This window comes from Nocardia cyriacigeorgica (assembly GCF_029868385.1).
In the GTDB taxonomy this organism is placed as follows: Bacteria; Actinomycetota; Actinomycetes; order Mycobacteriales; family Mycobacteriaceae; genus Nocardia; species Nocardia cyriacigeorgica_F.
Genome location: NZ_JARWNX010000052.1, coordinates 12,394 through 28,351, shown reverse-complemented (window position 1 = coordinate 28,351; position 15,958 = coordinate 12,394). Strand labels below are relative to the sequence as shown.

At 66.6% G+C, this 15,958-nt stretch carries 15 protein-coding genes; 10 read left to right on the top strand and 5 right to left on the bottom strand.

What is annotated here, in order from left to right; translation table 11 throughout:
- Nucleotide 1: 1 nt before the first annotated feature.
- Together QH168_RS16520 and QH168_RS16515 are read right to left on the bottom strand one after the other, a co-directional pair.
- A complete protein-coding gene (locus QH168_RS16520; protein ID WP_280235546.1) occupies nucleotides 2-2,092 on the bottom strand; it encodes a biotin carboxylase N-terminal domain-containing protein in 2,091 nt (696 codons plus the stop codon).
- A gap of 5 nt (nucleotides 2,093-2,097) precedes the next feature.
- A complete protein-coding gene (locus QH168_RS16515) occupies nucleotides 2,098-3,714 on the bottom strand; it encodes a carboxyl transferase domain-containing protein (protein ID WP_432421113.1) in 1,617 nt (538 codons plus the stop codon).
- Between the two features lie 93 nt (nucleotides 3,715-3,807).
- Here QH168_RS16515 and QH168_RS16510 point away from each other — a divergent pair, with 93 nt between their 5' ends.
- Entirely contained in the window at nucleotides 3,808-4,401 is a 594-nt protein-coding gene (locus QH168_RS16510; protein ID WP_280235545.1) for an SACE_7040 family transcriptional regulator, read from the top strand.
- A 40-nt stretch (nucleotides 4,402-4,441) separates the two neighbouring features.
- Here the strand turns inward: QH168_RS16510 and QH168_RS16505 are convergent, their stop codons facing one another.
- Both QH168_RS16505 and QH168_RS16500 read right to left on the bottom strand, forming a co-directional pair.
- Complete coding sequence (locus QH168_RS16505; RefSeq protein ID WP_280235544.1) at nucleotides 4,442-5,188, bottom strand: 3-hydroxybutyrate dehydrogenase; 747 nt, start codon at nucleotides 5,186-5,188, stop codon at nucleotides 4,442-4,444.
- A gap of 130 nt (nucleotides 5,189-5,318) precedes the next feature.
- Nucleotides 5,319-6,728 carry an MFS transporter gene (locus tag QH168_RS16500; RefSeq protein ID WP_280235543.1) on the bottom strand — a complete coding sequence of 470 codons (1,410 nt, stop codon included), beginning with the start codon at nucleotides 6,726-6,728 and terminating at the stop codon, nucleotides 5,319-5,321.
- Between the two features lie 100 nt (nucleotides 6,729-6,828).
- On the opposite strand from QH168_RS16500, the gene QH168_RS16495 reads away from it, so the two are divergent.
- A complete protein-coding gene (locus QH168_RS16495) occupies nucleotides 6,829-7,788 on the top strand; it encodes a LysR family transcriptional regulator (protein WP_280235542.1) in 960 nt (319 codons plus the stop codon).
- A 699-nt stretch (nucleotides 7,789-8,487) separates the two neighbouring features.
- On the opposite strand, the gene QH168_RS16490 is transcribed toward QH168_RS16495, so the two are convergent.
- A complete protein-coding gene (locus QH168_RS16490; protein ID WP_280235541.1) occupies nucleotides 8,488-8,646 on the bottom strand; it encodes a hypothetical protein in 159 nt (52 codons plus the stop codon).
- 29 nt (nucleotides 8,647-8,675) lie between these two features.
- Here QH168_RS16490 and QH168_RS16485 point away from each other — a divergent pair, with 29 nt between their 5' ends.
- From QH168_RS16485 to QH168_RS16450, 8 genes are all read left to right on the top strand, one after another.
- Entirely contained in the window at nucleotides 8,676-8,969 is a 294-nt protein-coding gene (locus QH168_RS16485; protein WP_280235540.1) for a hypothetical protein, read from the top strand.
- A gap of 285 nt (nucleotides 8,970-9,254) precedes the next feature.
- A complete protein-coding gene (locus QH168_RS16480) occupies nucleotides 9,255-9,680 on the top strand; it encodes a PPOX class F420-dependent oxidoreductase (RefSeq protein WP_280235539.1) in 426 nt (141 codons plus the stop codon).
- Between the two features lie 177 nt (nucleotides 9,681-9,857).
- On the top strand, nucleotides 9,858-10,652 hold the full coding sequence (gene cobM, locus QH168_RS16475; protein ID WP_280235538.1) for a precorrin-4 C(11)-methyltransferase: 795 nt from the start codon (nucleotides 9,858-9,860) through the stop codon (nucleotides 10,650-10,652).
- Nucleotides 10,653-10,784: 132 nt separating this feature from the next.
- Complete coding sequence (locus QH168_RS16470) at nucleotides 10,785-11,300, top strand: DUF3558 domain-containing protein (protein WP_280235537.1); 516 nt, start codon at nucleotides 10,785-10,787, stop codon at nucleotides 11,298-11,300.
- Nucleotides 11,301-11,314: 14 nt separating this feature from the next.
- Nucleotides 11,315-11,689 carry a hypothetical protein gene (locus QH168_RS16465; protein ID WP_280235536.1) on the top strand — a complete coding sequence of 125 codons (375 nt, stop codon included), beginning with the start codon at nucleotides 11,315-11,317 and terminating at the stop codon, nucleotides 11,687-11,689.
- Nucleotides 11,689-13,059, top strand: coding sequence for a hypothetical protein (locus QH168_RS16460; RefSeq protein ID WP_280235535.1), 1,371 nt, complete (start codon nucleotides 11,689-11,691; stop codon nucleotides 13,057-13,059). Before QH168_RS16465 ends, QH168_RS16460 begins: the two co-directional genes overlap by 1 nt.
- Nucleotides 13,060-13,074: 15 nt before the next feature.
- On the top strand, nucleotides 13,075-13,848 hold the full coding sequence (locus QH168_RS16455) for an ESX secretion-associated protein EspG (RefSeq protein ID WP_280235534.1): 774 nt from the start codon (nucleotides 13,075-13,077) through the stop codon (nucleotides 13,846-13,848).
- A gap of 800 nt (nucleotides 13,849-14,648) precedes the next feature.
- Nucleotides 14,649-15,953: a helix-turn-helix domain-containing protein gene (locus tag QH168_RS16450; protein ID WP_280235533.1), complete on the top strand. Its 1,305-nt coding sequence runs from the start codon at nucleotides 14,649-14,651 to the stop codon at nucleotides 15,951-15,953.
- Nucleotides 15,954-15,958 lie beyond the last annotated feature (5 nt).

The window sequence follows — 15,958 nt, the reverse complement described above, 5'->3', positions numbered from 1 at the left end:
CCTATCGGTCTGAGGCGTGATCGGCGGTCGATACCGTGTCCGGTGCTGTGCCGGTGACTGCCGAGGCGGTGGATTCGGGGCCGGATCGCGCCGGATCGGCGGCGTGGATCGTGGCGAGGACCTGGTCGAGGCTCACCTGATCGCCGGGGCGGACCAGCAGCTCCACAGTGCCCGCGGCGGGGGCGGTGAGCGAATGCTCCATCTTCATCGCCTCCACCACCACAACGGGCGCACCGGCGGCGACCTCCGCACCCGGCTCCACCACCACCGCGATCACCGAACCCGGCATGGGGCTGCGGATCTCGGTATCGCCCGCCTCGGCATCACCGGCGCGGACATTCACCTCCGCCACCTCACGTAGCGCGATGACCCCGAACGGGCCGCCGACCCACAGGCGATGATCGTGTTCGGCGACGCGGTAGTCGCGGCGCAGGCCGTCGACGGTGATCGTCAGCGCATCCGGTGCGGTGAGTTCGGCGCGCAGCGCGACGGGCGCACCATCCGCACCCACCCGCAGTTCGGCGGCCGCGGGCGTACCGGTGAGGTAGACGTGTTCGATGCGATCGCCGCCGTCGAGCCGGATCGAGGTGGGGGCGGCGGCCCCGACCCGCCAGCCGGTCGGCAACTGCCATGGATCGCGCACCGTCGCGGGCCAGCGGCGCAACCAGTGGTAGACCGCGCCCGCGGCGAACGCGTCATCGGTGACCGGTGCCGGGGTGAAATCGACGGCCCGGCGATCCAGCAGTGCGGTATCCAGCCGACCGGCGACCACATCGGGATCGGCGAGCAGGAAGCGCAGGAATTCGATATTGGTCGTCACACCGAGCACCGCGGTATCGGCCAGTGCCCGGTCCAACGTCGCCAATGCGGCCGCGCGATCGGGACCGTGCGCGATGACCTTCGATAGCATCGGGTCGTAATCGCTGCCGACGACGGTACCGACGCGCAGCCCCGAATCCACCCGCACGCCATTGCCACTCGGCTCGGCCAGATCGACGACCGTGCCACCGGTCGGCAGGAAACCACGGCCGGGATCCTCGGCGTAGACGCGGGCCTCCACGGCATGCCCGATGAGCCGGATATCCTCCTGCGCCAACGTGATCCGCTGCCCGGCGGCTACCCGCACCTGACATTCCACCAGGTCGACGCCGGTCACCATCTCGGTCACCGGATGCTCCACCTGCAAGCGGGTGTTCATCTCCATGAAGAAGAACTCGTCCGGACGGTCCGCCGACACGATGAACTCGACCGTGCCCGCACCCACATAGTCGACGCTGCGCGCGGTATTGCAGGCCGCGGTGCCGATCCTGGCCCTGGTCGTCGCGTCCAGCAGCGGTGAGGGTGCCTCTTCGATGACCTTCTGATGTCTGCGCTGCAAACTGCATTCGCGTTCGCCCAGATGCACCACATTGCCGTGCTGGTCGGCGAGGATCTGCACCTCGATATGGCGCGGCCGGGTGACGAACCGCTCGAGGAACAGGGTGTCGTCACCGAATGCGGCACCGGCCTCGCGGCGCGCACTCGTGAGCGCGGCGGGCAGTTCGGCCGGGTCGGTGACCAGCCGCATACCCTTACCGCCACCACCGGCGGACGGTTTGACCAGCACCGGATAGCCGATCTCGGTTGCGGCCGCGATGAGCGCGGCATCATCGAGTCCGGGTTCGGCGATACCGGGCACCACCGGCACATCGAAGGCCGAGACCGTGTTCTTGGCGGTGATCTTATCGCCCATCACCTCGATCGCCTTCGCGGGCGGACCGAGGAACACGATGTCCTTCTCGGCCAGTGCGGCGGCGAAAGCGGCGTTCTCGGACAGGAATCCGTAGCCGGGATGCACGGCCTGCGCACCGGTGCGCACGGCGGCGTCGACCACCTTGCTGATATCGAGGTAGCTCTCCCGTGCCGGTGCGGGGCCGAGCCGGATCGCGATATCGGCCTCGTGGACATGCCTGGCGTCGGCGTCGGCATCGCTGTAGACCGCGACCGAGCGGATGCCCATGGCGCGCAGCGTGCGGATGACGCGCACCGCGATCTCGCCACGATTGGCGACCAGGACGGTGTCGAAACCGACGGGATGAGTCTTGTTCAACATGGTCATCACATCCGGAAGACGCCGTAGGAGACAGGTTCCAGCGGAGCCTGCGCACAGACCGAAAGGGCCAGGCCGAGCACGGTTCTGGTGTCGGCCGGGTCGATGACGCCGTCATCCCAGATCCGCGCGGTGGAGTAGTAGGGATTGCCCTGCCGCTCGTACTGATCGCGGATCGGCGCCTTGAACTCCTCCTGATCCTCCTCGGTCCACGGCTTACCGCTGCTGTCGAGTTGGTCGCCGCGCACCGTCGACAGCACCGAGGCCGCCTGTTCGCCGCCCATCACCGAGATCCGGGCATTGGGCCACATCCACAGGAAGCGCGGTGAATACGCGCGTCCGCACATGGAGTAGTTGCCCGCACCGTAGGAGCCGCCGATGACCACGGTCAGCTTCGGTACCCGCGCACACGCCACCGCGGTCACCATCTTGGCGCCGTGCTTGGCGATACCGCCCGCCTCGTAATCGCGGCCGACCATGAATCCGGTGATGTTCTGGAGGAACAGCAGCGGAATCTTGCGCTTATCGCACAGCTCGATGAAATGGGCGCCCTTCATGGCGGATTCGCTGAACAGCACGCCGTTGTTGGCGACGATGCCGACCGGATGGCCGTGGATATGGGCGAAGCCGGTGACCAGGGTCTTGCCGTACTCGGCCTTGAATTCGTGGAAGCCGCTACCGCCGCCGGGATCGCCGTCGACGATGCGGGTGATCACCTCGCGCACGTCATAGGGCGTACGCAGATCGACCGGGACCACGTCGTACAGCCCTTCGGCGGGCGCCGCTGGCTCCACCGGCGGCCGCACCTCCCATGGACTGTCCTGGCGTGGGCCGAGGGTGGCGACGATGCGGCGCACGATCCGCAACGCGTCCTGATCGTCGTCGGCGAGATGATCGGTGACACCGGAGGTGCGGGAATGCAGTGCGCCGCCGCCGAGTTCCTCGGCGGTGACGACCTCACCGGTCGCGGCCTTCACCAGCGGTGGACCGCCGAGGAAGATGGTGCCCTGATCGCGCACGATCACCGCTTCATCGCTCATGGCGGGCACATACGCACCGCCCGCGGTGCACGAACCCATCACCGCGGCGATCTGGGCGATGCCCTTGGCGCTCATATTCGCCTGGTTGTAGAAGATCCGGCCGAAATGCTCGCGATCGGGGAACACCTCGTCCTGATGCGGCAGATACGCCCCGCCCGAATCGACCAGGTAGACACACGGCAGATGGTTCTGCAACGCCACTTCCTGGGCACGCAGATGCTTCTTCACCGATAGCGGGTAGTAGGTGCCGCCCTTGACTGTCGCGTCGTTGGCGACGATCACGCATTCGCGCCCGGACACCCGGCCGATACCGGTGATGACGCCCGCGCCGGGGCATTCGTCGTCGTACATCCCGGTCGCCGCCAGCGGTGACAGCTCCAGGAACGGACTGCCCGGGTCGAGCAGCTGATCCACCCGCTGGCGCGGCAGTAGCTTGCCGCGCGCGATATGGCGCTGCCTGGCCTTCTCGGGACCGCCGAGCGCGGTCGCGGCGAGCCGGGCGCGCAGATCGGCGACCAGCGCCTGATGCGCCGCGTAATTGTCGGAGACCGCGGCGCTCGCGCGCGGGTCCATGGTCATCGTCATCACGCCATCCTGCCAGTCAGTTAATCGCTGATAACTGGAATTCAGGTTAATCTTTACTAACCGAGTTGTCCAGACCGGCTGGGAGGAGCGCCGATGACCGGCACGGAAACCGGCACGCTCACGCGCCGTGAACAGCAGAAAGCCGAGCGCAGGCGGCAGTTGCTCGATGCGGGCGCCCGGCTCATCGCCGACCGCGGCTTCCTCGGCATGCGCCTCGACGATCTCGGCGCGGCCGTCGGTATCAGCGGCCCCGCCGTGTACCGGCACTTCCCGAACAAGGAGGCGCTGCTGGTCGAACTGCTGGTCGGGGTCAGCCGCCGCCTGTTCGAGGGCGGCGAGGCCGTGGTGGCCGATGCGGAGTCGCCGCTCACGGCGCTGGGCCGTCTGGTCGACTTCCACCTGGACTTCGCGCTCGGTGAGCCCGAACTCATCCGCATCCAGGACCGCGACCTCGACAACGTCCCCGAACCCGCCCGCCGCGAAGTGCGCCGCTTCCAGCGCCGCTACGTCGAGATCTGGGTGGGCGTACAGCGCGAACTGCACCCCGACCTGCCCGAAGACGCAGCCCGCGTGAAGGCCCACGCCACCTTCGGCCTGCTGAACTCCACCCCACACAGTGCGACCCCGGCGACCGCGGCACGTGCTCGGGCGATTCTGCGGGAGATGGCGATCGCGGCGTTGAGCTGACGCGGTCGCTGTTCGGCGCCTCACCGCCGGATTCGACCGATCACCGGGCGCTCCAACCTCCGTCCATCGTGTAGGAGGCGCCCGTGACCATCCCAGCGTCTGGCCCCGCCAGCCATGCGGTGAGCGCACCGACTTCCTCCGGCTCCACCAGCCGTTTGATCGCGCTCTCGGTGAGCAGAATCCGTTCCAGGACTTCGCTTTCGGCGATGCCATGAGTTCTGGCCTGATCGGCGATCTGCTTGTCGACCAGGGGGGTGCGCACATATCCGGGGTTGACGCAGTTGCTCGTCACGCCGTGCCTGCCGCCCTCCAACGCAGTCACCTTGGAAATGCCCTCCAAGGCGTGTTTGGCGGCGACGTAGGCGACCTTGTACTCCGAGGCCCGCAGACCGTGCACCGAGGAGATGTTGACGATTCGGCCGAACCCCTGCTCGTACATATGCGGGAGTGCGGCCCGGATCAGCAGGAACGGCGCCTCGGCCATCAGCGTCATCAGGGTGCGGAACCGTTCCGGCGCGAAATCGGTGATCGGGTCGATGCGCTGGACGCCTGCGTTGTTCACCAGGATGTCCATGTCGAGGGTCAAGTCCTCGAGTTCGGCGACATCGAGCAGATCCACCGCCCATGCGGTGCCGCCGATCTCCTCGGCCAGCGTCTTCGCACCGACCTCGTCGATATCGGCGACCGTGACGTGGGCACCGCGCGCGGCGAGGGCATGAGCGCAGGCCGCACCGATTCCGCTCGCCCCGCCGGTCACCAGCGCGCGGCGCCCCTCGAGCGTGCTCATCGAACCGCCGCCCGAGTTCGCACGTGCTGGGCCGTGGTGGGCGTGTTCCCGCGAACCCACTGACAGGTGCTACTGACCGGGCCGGTCGACCGGCGGCCCCACACGATTTCGCAGCCTCCTTCGAATGCGCTCATTTCGCGATCACCGGTACGGGCGTAGGCGCGATCGTCGCGGCCCGCTCGGCCTCATCCGCCAGATTCGCCGCATCCGCCGAGTCGATATCGGCGAGGTCGAGGCCGCTGGTCTCCCTGGCGACGATCACCGCGACGGCGGTCACGGCGCAGGCACCGGCCAGATACCAGGCGATCGGCACCGAGGAGTCGAAGGTGTCCAGTAGCCGCACGGCGATGATCGGGGCGAGCGAGCCCGCGACGATCGAGGTCACCTGATAGCCCAGCGAGACGCCCGAGTACCGCATCCGGGTGGGGAACATTTCCGCCATGATCGCGGGCTGCGCGGCGTACATGAGTGCGTGGAACAGCAGGCCGATGATGATCGCGGACAGGATGATCGCGTTATGGCCGCTGTCCATCATCGGGAAGGCGAAGAAGCCCCAGGTGCCTGCGGTGATCGCGCCGATCAGATATACCGGCCGCCGGCCGAACCGGTCACTGAGCCTGCCGACCATCGGGATCGCGAAGAAGTGGATGGCGTGTGCGATCAGCAACCACCACAGGATGGTGTCGGTATCCACATCGACCTGCACCTTGAGATAGGTGATCGTGAACGTGACGACCAGATAGTACATGATGTTCTCGCCGAAGCGCAGACCCATCGCGGTGAAAACGCCACGCGGATAACGCTTCAGCACCTCGACCACGCTGAACGAGGTGGCGCGGGCCTGCTCGGCCTCCTGCTGCGCGGCGACGAAGATCGGCGCGTCGGTGACCTTGGTGCGCACGTAGTAGCCGACGAGCACCACCACCGCCGACAGCCAGAACGCGACCCGCCACCCCCAGCTGAGGAATGCCGCGTCCGAGAGGGTCGAGGTCAGCGCCAGCAAGACGACCGTGGCCAGCAGATTGCCCGCGGGCACACCCGCCTGCGGCCAGCTCGCCCAGAATCCGCGGCTGCGGTTGGGGCTGTGTTCGGCCACCAGCAGCACCGCACCACCCCATTCGCCGCCCACGGCGAAACCCTGGATGAAGCGCAGGATGACCAGCAAGGTCGGCGCCCAATAGCCGACCTGCCCGAAGGTCGGCAGACAGCCCATCAGGAAGGTCGCGGCACCGACCAGCAGCAGGCTGAACTGGAGCAGCTTCTTCCGTCCGTATTTGTCACCGAAGTGGCCGAAGACGACGCCGCCGAGCGGCCGGGCCGCGAAGCCCACCGCATAGGTGACGAACGCCGCGAGGATCGCGTCCAGATCGCTGGTGCCCTCGGCGAAGAACACCTTGCTGAACACCAGCGTCGCGGCGGTGCCGTACAGGAAGAACTCATACCACTCCACCACCGTCCCCGCCATCGACGCGGCGACCACTCTGCGTAGGCCGGTCGGTGCTGCTGGGGCGGTCTGCTTCGCCGCGTCGTGCACGCTCATCGTTGAAACTCCCTCATCAGCGCGACCAACCCATCGATCGGATGTGATGGCCGCCACAGGTCATGACGATGAGTATCAGTGCACAGGGTTATCGGCGGCAATGGCCAGATGCGCAGGGTATGTCTGCAAAAATGCAGACGTGAATGCGTCCGCGTCCGGTCCGGCTCGTCGTCCCAGCGCCGACGATCTGCTGGTGCTGCTGGCCGTCGGGCGTTCGGGCCGCTACGTCACCGCCGCGAACGAACTCGGCATCAACCACACCACCATCGCCCGCCGCATCGCCGCGTTGGAGCATGCCCTCGGCGGTCGGGTACTCACCCGCTCGGCGGGTGGTTGGGAACTCACCGAACTCGGCAGTGCGGCGTTGGCTGCGGCGGAATCCATCGAGGCGGCGGTCAAGTTCATCGCAGTCCCACCGGACCGCCGGACGCTCGAGGGTGTGGTGCGCTTGTCGGCGACCGACGGGTTCAGTGCCTATCTCGCCGCACCCGCCGCCGCGCGGGTCCGGCGCGAGCATCCACGGGTCGCCGTCGAGATCGTCGCCACCACCCGGCGGGCCTCACAGCAGCGGTCCGGTCTGGATATCGAGGTCGTCGTCGGCGAACCGCAGGTGCAGCGCGCCAAGGCGATTCGGCTCGGTGACTACTGTCTCGGCCTCTACGGGTCCCGCGATTACCTCGACGAATACGGGACGCCGGGCACCATCGCCGATCTCGCCGCTCACCCACTGGTGTACTTCATCGATTCCATGCTCCAGGTGGACGATCTGGATCTGGCTTCGAGCTTCGCGCCCGCCATGCGCGAGTCGGTGACCTCGACGAATGTCTTCGTCCACGTCGAAGCCACCCGCGCCGCAGCCGGTCTCGGCCTACTCCCGTGCTTCATGGCCGACCGCCACGACGACCTGATCCGAGTGCTGCCCGATGCCGTCACGATCCCGCTGTCCTACTGGCTGGTCGCCCGGCCGGAAACCTTGCGCCGCCCCGAGGTGGCCGCGGTGGTCGACGCGCTCGTCCAGTTGATCCGCGAACAGCAACCGGTTCTGCTCGGCAAGGCGTAGGGCCGTACCAGGCCGACGATGCCCCGAAGACATCAGCGGCCCTGCCCGCACCGGCACCAATCGACGACGATGCGTGCGGAGTGTTCCACCTCGGTCTCGGACACCACCATCGTGTACGACGTGGCGAGAGCGGGCAGCCCGTTCATCGCGCATTCATAGCCGATCCGGTGCGCCAAGCCTCGAACCCAGCGGATCGCGCGCGTCCGTTCGGCCGGGGACGTTCGTCCGGCGTCGCACACGATGAGGAGTCGGCGCGCTGCGATCGCCAGCGCTGTGCTGGTGGCCATATCGCAGATCTGGCGTTCGACCGACCGCACTCTTCGGGCGCGGTGGAACAGTCGGATTCCCGCTCCACTGCCGGTGTGTTCGCCGAACAGGTCGGCGATCAGTGGCCTGTCAGCGATGACGATGATCGATGCGGTGGTTTCACCTGCGGTCTGGTGGGCCGAGCCGATCGGGCCCTGCTCCGCCGGGAGTGGGTCTCGTCGTCGGACGCTACGATCGTGAACCTGCGCGTATGCGGGCAGTGGCCGTGAGATATCCGGTGCTCCACCATAACTCGCCGGTATGCCGGTGCGGTGGAAGGCGGTGATCACGGTATCCAGCAGCCGAGTCGGTCGGCCGATGATCACCGGTGATGGACCGGGAGTCCGGTCCATCGAGGGCCGGTGGCGTCGGGGGTTGGTATCGCGTTCGCCCTTACGGTTCGCCTTCGTCGCGATCACGACTGCCGTTCCCGTCTACTCGGATGGGCTGGGTCCTGGCGTCGAACATCTCCTTGATCCGGGCCTTGATCTCGGTGGTGCTGAAGCCTGATCCGGGCTCGGCCGTTCGGTCGGCGGTTCCGGATGAAGTCATGGCTACTCCTGAAAGGTGAAAATATATGCGTGGCTATTTTCTACGTGTCGATCTCGAGAAAATTGACACCGCTTGATCCCGGTTTCGGTCAGGTGCTGATCCGGCACCATGGAAAATTGATTCGGTGCATATCGAATCGGAAACTTTCCCCCCGAATCACCGGCGACAGCAGCCGAGGGTGTGAACGTGTGTCGAGGCGAAAGATCGCTCAGCCCTTACGCTTCCGGCTGATCGCCGATGCACCGGTTGCCCGCTCCCGCTTCGCCGCCCGCCGCTCCTTGATGGTGGTCGCGGGTTTCTTCGGCGCCTTACCACGAGATTAATCAGACATTGTCGCTCCTGCTTTCGAAGTTCCAACCACCTCGACCATACGTCAGAAAAAAATAAAAGCCAGTCCGCTAGCACGTGCGCTCCGACGGCCGTCGCCGAGTGGCACCTGAGCGGGGGGCTACTCGACGTTTGCCGCGCTCGGGTGCCACTCGACGCGCGTCACTGGCGGGCGGTGCGTGGCGCGGGCTGGTGCTGGTGTGGTCGGCGACGGGGGATCGGCGGTCGGCTGGGTCATGTCGTGCGCGGGTGTGGGTGGAGGTCGCCTTTAGGGTGGGGCGATGGCGGCATTGACCGATCCCGCGGTGCGGGACTTTCTCACATACGGCACGCGGACCGCGAAGGTGGCGTTCACGGCGAGTGATGGGCGGCCGGTGGTGGTTCCGGTCTGGTTCGTGGTCGAAGGCGAGGAACTGGTGTTCAACACCGGCAAGAGTTCCGCGAAGGGTAAGGCGTTCGCCCGTGATGGGCGGATCGCGTTGTGCGTCGATCTCGAGGAGCGGCCGTACGCGTTCGTGCAAGTCCAGGGCACGGTGACCCTGTCGGAGGATCTGGACGAGTTGGTGCGCACCGCCACCGCGATCGGTGCCCGTTATATGGGCGCCGACCGTGCGGAGGAATTCGGTAAGCGCAACGGTGTCCCCGGCGAGGTGGTAGTGCGGGTGCGGCCGGACAAGGTCATCGCGGCATTCGATATGACGGGGTGAATAGACTCGTCGGCGCCGACGCGACGCCGGTGCCCCGAAGAGTAGAGGACAGCGCATGCCCGAGTCACCGACCAGCGTGCCCGCGCCCCGTCGCGACAGCCGCGCGGGCCGTGGTGATACGTCCGCGACACGGTACGCATCGGCAACATCGCGCACCGACGTGACGGGCGGCATGCGATGACGGTGCACTTCATCGGCGCGGGCCCCGGCGCGGCGGACCTCCTGACCGTGCGCGCGGTCAACCTGCTCCGCAGCTCACCGATCTGCCTGTACGCAGGCACCTACCTCGACCCCGAGATACTTGCCCACTGCGCCCCCGACACCGAACTCGTCGACACCCAGCACCTCGACATCGACCAGATCACCGACCATCTGGTACGCGCCCACGAATCCGGCCGCGACGTCGCCCGCCTGTGCTCCGGCGACCCGTCCATCTACTCCGCCCTCACCGAACAGACCCGCCGCCTCGACGCCCACGGCGTCCCCTGGGACGTCACCCCCGGCGTCCCCGCCTACGCCGCGGCAGCAGCGATCCTCGGCGCCGAACTCACCGTCCCCGAAGTCGTGCAATCGGTAGTCCTCACCCGAACCCAGGCCCGCTCCACCGCCATGCCGGAATCGGAGTCACTGACCGAATTCGCCCGCACCGGAGCAACTCTGGTCCTCCACCTGGCCATCACCCGAATCCGCCCCCTGGCCACCGAACTCGCCGAATCCCACGGCCCCGATTGCCCCACCGCCGTCGTCTACCGAGCCAGCCAACCCGAGGAACTGGTACTGCGCGGAACCCTGGCCGATATCGCCGATCAGGTCGAGGCAGCGGGGCTACGCCAGGCCGCGGTGATTCTCGTCGGGCGAGCGCTGGAATCGGGGATTTCCTGTGCAAGTTCCCATCTGTACGACCCAGCACGGGATCGGCATCACACCGATTCGGACCCGGCGGACGGCTCGGATGGATATCACCGCAGGTAGAGACGTTCTGGTTCGGTCTCCGTCCCGTCCGGCCCGCATGGATCGGCACGGGCCGCCAACTGGTCGTCTGTTAAGGTCGGGCGTCCTGAGCCGTCACAGGTCGAAAGGGTGGGGATGGGGCGCCTTATCAAGATGATGCTGGTTGCGGGTGTTGTTGTGCCTGGGATTGTGGCTTGTGGGGGGAGTACTGAGGGGTCGCCGACGGCGGAGGGGAGCGCGAGCGCCGCACCGGTTGCACTGTTCGATCCTTGCACCGCGATTCCCGACGAGGCGCTGACCACGGCCGGCGTCGATCCAGCGGCCGTCGAGAAGGGGGCGGCGGGAGTGGATCAAGCCGGTTGGGAGATCTGCACGTGGCAGGGGCGGCAACACTCAGTGACTGTGTTCTCGACGGGTTTGACCGTCCAGGATTTCGAGCAGAAGCCCGGGAATGTCGAGTTCGAGGACGTGACAGTCGGCGGACGTCAGGGCCGGCAATTCAGAGTTGCCGGGGCATCGAAAGACCTGCTCTGCGACGTCGTCTTCCCCGCCGAGCAGGGAGTTGTCCAGCTGCGGGTCATGAGCAATGTATTGCTGGACGATCCAGCCGATCCGTGCGTAACCATTCAAGACGTCGGGAAATCGATAGTTCCTATCCTTCCCAACTGAGCGGGGGCAATGAAATGAGTCAGGACGTAGCGCTATGGGACCAACTCGCGGGCAAGGCGCGCGCCGGAGAGTTGTACCTTGACGATGAGCAGGCTGCGTTGAGCTGCGCGAAGGCCTGCGATCAGCACCTCGAGGACCTGCGTGGCATCCTTCAGTCGACCGCGACTGTCCAGAACGTCTCCGGCTTCGGCAACTTCAAGATGGCCGACGACCTGGTCAAGAAGTTCCTCGCTCAAGCAACCGGCGAGGACCGTTCGATCGATGCTGTCATCCGCGAACACATCGAGGTCGTCAAGGACATGCGCGAAGTCTTCGCCCTCTCCTTCAAACGCATCACCGGCCAGGAAATCGAGAACACGGCCACCATCTCGTCCACCGGGGTCAAGTGATGGTGTACATCCCCTCGTCGAAACTGGGCATCCTCGGCTGGGATTTCAGCGATATGGCGTCGGATGTCGGTATCGCGATCACCAACTTCATCTCCGGCGAGGATCTGGAGCCCGAGGTGGATGCCGCCGCCGTGCAGGACAAGTACAACCTGCAACGGGATGGGGTGCGCACCAAGGCGGGTGAACTCGGTTTTGACGGCGAGGTTCGCCCACCGATGGTGGTGGCCGGCCCCGACGAATTCGAACGCCACGATATCGCCACTCTGCGCGCGAAGGTCGACCAGATCAGCATCGAGTCGGTATCCAACCTCGTCTCGACGTGGAACACGATCGGCGATCGCGCGAAAACGACCATCGACACCTTCAACACCGCCATGCAGCGCGCCACCGATGAGAGCATCTGGAAAGGCGCCTCCCGTGACGCCGCATTGGGTGGTGTGCGCGAATACACCACCAAATCCGCGCAGCTGACCAATGCGGCGAAGTTGACTGCCAGCAAGCTCGCCGAACTTCAGACCGGTCTCGAGCCGACGCTCGCTCTCGTGCCACATGCGCCCGAACACCGCAGCGGCACCGACAATGCCCGCGCCTTCATCGCCGGTCGCGGCTGGCGCAATGACGACGTCGCCAACTACAACGCCAAGGCCGAGGCTTTGCGGGTGCTTCGCACTGTCTACGCCCCGGTGATCAAGGAGTCCGACACCGGCGTTCCCTACATTCCGCGCCCACACAACCCACTGTCGGACGATGGCAACGGTAATGGGAACGGCAACGGTAATGGGAACGGGAATGGCAATGGAAACGGTAATGGAAACGGAAACGGCGGCGGTGGCGGCACTTCCGGCGGCGGCGCGTCGGTAGAGCCGGAGCAGCCGACGGAATCGGGCGAGGAAACGACCACCGAGTCACCGGACCCGTCGACCACCGCCGCGAGCACCGAAACCGGCACCACAACCCCACAGTCCACGACGCCCGCATCGACCACCCCCGCTTCGACGTCTACCTCCGGACTGCCCGGTGGTGCGTCGACGACCGGTTTCCCCGGCCGGGGTGGTGGATCCGCAGGTGGCGGTTCGGGTTCGGGCGGTTCGGGTAGCTCCGCACCGGGGGCCGGTCGATCGCTGGCCGGCGGTCCGGGCGCCGGCGGTACCGCGGCGAATGCCGCCGCGGCCCGCGCGGGTTCCGGTGCGGGTGGCCTCGGGCGGTCCGGTATGCCGGGCATGATGTCGCCGGGCGCGCGCGGCGGTAATTCCTCCGAGGAAGAATCGTCGAAGGGCGTGCCGGACTACCTGATCAATCAGGAGAACGGCAACGAACTCACCGGGCTCGATTCCATGGCAAAAACGGTGCCACCGGTCATCGGCGAGTAACCAGAGGATATCCGCGTGAATACTGTGCGGCGGTGGCGGTTCACCGCGCTCGAATTCCGGACGCTGTGGGACGCCACCGGCCGTGACGTCCTGCCCTATCCGTTGCAGCATCAATTCACCACCGAATTCCGTTCGGAATCACTGCGTTTGCGTCAGGCCGCCGCGAAAACGCTGCAACCGCAACTCGACGATGACCTGTTACGTGCGGTGCACGTTCTCATCGTCCCCGAGGCCAGAGTGGAATTGGCGGGCTTCACCGGCACCGGTCGGGACCGGAAACTGCGCGCGCACGCCGGTGTACACCATGAGCACGGCGCGATCGCGGTGCAGGAACCGGGCCCGGACAACGACCACGGTGGCGATGTCACACTGGCTTTTCTGCCCGATACCGGTGTGGCACGGGAAATCGTCGCTGTCTTGCCCGATTGCGGTCCCGGCCGTGCGGAGCAATTGCGGGTCGCCGCCGAGGACCTGGACAAACCCCCTCCGCCCGTCCGCGACTCCTGGCGAACCACCCCGCGTCAAGAACTCGAACGCTTCTTCGCCCGCCCGACCACGTGTATCGCACATATCGGCGTCTACGCACTCGGCAGCCCCGACAACCGGCACACCGAGGGCCGCAAGGACTTCCAGATCACCGATTTCGACGACGACGGCCGCTACGTCACCGTCGGCGACAACACCATCGTCACCAAACCCACCACCAGCGACCGAATCACCACCACATTGCAGGACATGATCTCCCGGACCGTGACGGCGGTACGCGACGGCGTCTACCTGCCGCGCTGAGTGCTGAGCCGCCGCGATCATCGCGCCACCCGATATCGCTGCCGCCTCGAGTCCGGTGTGATGCGCCCGGCCGCGATCAGCGTGGCGAACGCGGCCCGTTTGCGGGCGCAGTCATGCGCGCGGTGGTGCTGCATGGCGCGATGTGCATCGTCGAGCGATAACGGCGCCAATGGCAGACCGCACGTCCACGCGGTCGTATCGAAGGCCCGCTCCGCCGACCGGTGTGCAAGCTCCCGGCGATGCGCCGGCGCAGGTGGCGTCGGCCGATCGACCGGCCACACGCACCCGACGATCAGCACCGCGACCCCGCACCCCGCAAGCGCGGACACGATGGCGGTCAACACATGCCAAGAATCCGCGGCGTTCATCCCCGACCACCCACCGCGTCCATACGCAGCAGCCCGTCGCGAACAGCCCGCAACAACGCGACCTCTCGCCGGCTCGTCTCGTCCATCGGATTCGTACGAGGTGGACATGAGGAAGGGCTCGAGGGTCTGTCGCCAGCCTCGTGTCCACGTCGTGGAAGTGCCGTAGGTGGTGTCGGGGTCATGGTCGCCTTTCGAGTCGGGCACTCAGCGCCGGGGGCTTTCGCCACCGGCCGGCGGCTGTGCGGGTCGGTGTGCCGAAATCGGGTGTCGGCATCGGCCCGGCGCCGGGTGCGGAATCAGCCTCGCGTGGCGGCCATGGGTGAGTCGACGGCAGAAAGTGCGCAGACCAGATGTGCAGAATCTGCCGTTGACACACCTGACGTGCGGTTTCGGGTCTAGAGTTCGCTGACCACAATTCGCAGGGGGCAGTTGATGGACGATGAAAAGCTCACGGCTGCATGGGAAATACCAGCGTTTCGCAGACTGCTCGCCGCCGGTGAGCCCGGCCGAGCGCTGGCGCTGGTCCGCAAGCGCATGGGCTTGTCGCAAGCCGACTTCGGACGGCTGTTGCACTGGGATCGCGCACATGCAGGCCGTGTCGAGCGCGGCGAAGTCGGCACGATCTTCGATCTGCGCGAACTGTGTCGCGCCGCCGACGCATTGGGCATCCCTCGCTCGGCCCTGACTCCGCTCTTGCTCGGATCCGCCGATCCGAGGACCATCGGAAGCGGGGATGAAGGAGCCGAGGACGTGAACCGCAGACAATTCGGCCTGGCCACGACGGTCGCCCTCGCCGGAGCGGCCGGAAGTTCTGCGGAACCGGTGCAGATCGGCGCTCCGCATATCGCCTATATCGAAGACGTGACCCGTCGATTGTGGGACCACGACAACCGATTCGGTGGGGGAGCGATCGCGCGGTACGCGCTGGAGCAGTACCGGCTGGCGCGGAAATTGCTCGACTTCGGTGAGTACGGGCCGCGAACAGGTAGTGCGTTGATCGGCGCGACCGGCCGCCTGTCCAGCTGCGTCGGGTGGCTCTCGTACGACGCGAACCAGCCGGTTATCGCCCGCCGCTGCTACACCGACGCCATCGTGCTGGCCGAACAAAGCGGCGACGACGACATGATGGCGGGCGCCCTGGGCGGGTTGAGCATCATCCTGACCGACCGCCCCACGAACAGCCGCGAACCGGTCCGTCTGACCCAGCGGACGAGTGAGCTGGCCAGACAAGTTCCCTCTGCCCGTCTCAACGCGCTACGAACCGCGAGATCGGCGAGTGCATACGCTGCCGTCGGCGACCGCCGGGAGTTCGAGCGTGCGACGAACTTGGTCTGGCGTGAGGTCGATCGCGGACTCGACGACGCCGACGACCCGGTCTGGCTGGCCTTCGTCACCGAACCCGAGCTACGCGTCCAAGAAGCCAAGGGCCACAAAATGCTCGGCCAACACCACCGCGCCGCCACCCTGTTCCGCGAAAGCATCGACCGCCCCACCAACCTCCCCCGAGACGAAGCCTCCTACCGCACCTACTACGCCGCCTCTCTCGCTGGCCTCGGCGACACCACCGAAGCCCTCACCGCCGCCCACTCGGCCCTCGATCTACTCGACGGCCCCGTCCAATCCCCACGGCTACTGGCCGAACTTCGCCCCATCCGGAGCGCGGTCCAGCACGACCGTACCGATCGAGCCGCCTCGTTCTGTCGCCGATATGACGGGCTGGTCAGCGTTCGGCGCTGACGCGG

Coding starts and splice junctions, on each gene's coding strand:
- QH168_RS16490 (WP_280235541.1), bottom strand. CDS start 8,646: ATGACTTCATCCGGAACCGCCGACCGAACGGCCGAGCCCGGATCAGGC.
- QH168_RS16495 (WP_280235542.1), top strand. CDS start 6,829: ATGGCCAGATGCGCAGGGTATGTCTGCAAAAATGCAGACGTGAATGCG.
- QH168_RS16460 (WP_280235535.1), top strand. CDS start 11,689: ATGGTGTACATCCCCTCGTCGAAACTGGGCATCCTCGGCTGGGATTTC.
- QH168_RS16510 (WP_280235545.1), top strand. CDS start 3,808: ATGACCGGCACGGAAACCGGCACGCTCACGCGCCGTGAACAGCAGAAA.
- QH168_RS16465 (WP_280235536.1), top strand. CDS start 11,315: ATGAGTCAGGACGTAGCGCTATGGGACCAACTCGCGGGCAAGGCGCGC.
- QH168_RS16450 (WP_280235533.1), top strand. CDS start 14,649: ATGGACGATGAAAAGCTCACGGCTGCATGGGAAATACCAGCGTTTCGC.
- QH168_RS16480 (WP_280235539.1), top strand. CDS start 9,255: ATGGCGGCATTGACCGATCCCGCGGTGCGGGACTTTCTCACATACGGC.
- QH168_RS16500 (WP_280235543.1), bottom strand. CDS start 6,728: ATGAGCGTGCACGACGCGGCGAAGCAGACCGCCCCAGCAGCACCGACC.
- QH168_RS16515 (WP_432421113.1), bottom strand. CDS start 3,714: ATGACGATGACCATGGACCCGCGCGCGAGCGCCGCGGTCTCCGACAAT.
- QH168_RS16520 (WP_280235546.1), bottom strand. CDS start 2,092: ATGTTGAACAAGACTCATCCCGTCGGTTTCGACACCGTCCTGGTCGCC.
- QH168_RS16505 (WP_280235544.1), bottom strand. CDS start 5,188: ATGAGCACGCTCGAGGGGCGCCGCGCGCTGGTGACCGGCGGGGCGAGC.
- cobM (WP_280235538.1), top strand. CDS start 9,858: ATGACGGTGCACTTCATCGGCGCGGGCCCCGGCGCGGCGGACCTCCTG.
- QH168_RS16470 (WP_280235537.1), top strand. CDS start 10,785: ATGATGCTGGTTGCGGGTGTTGTTGTGCCTGGGATTGTGGCTTGTGGG.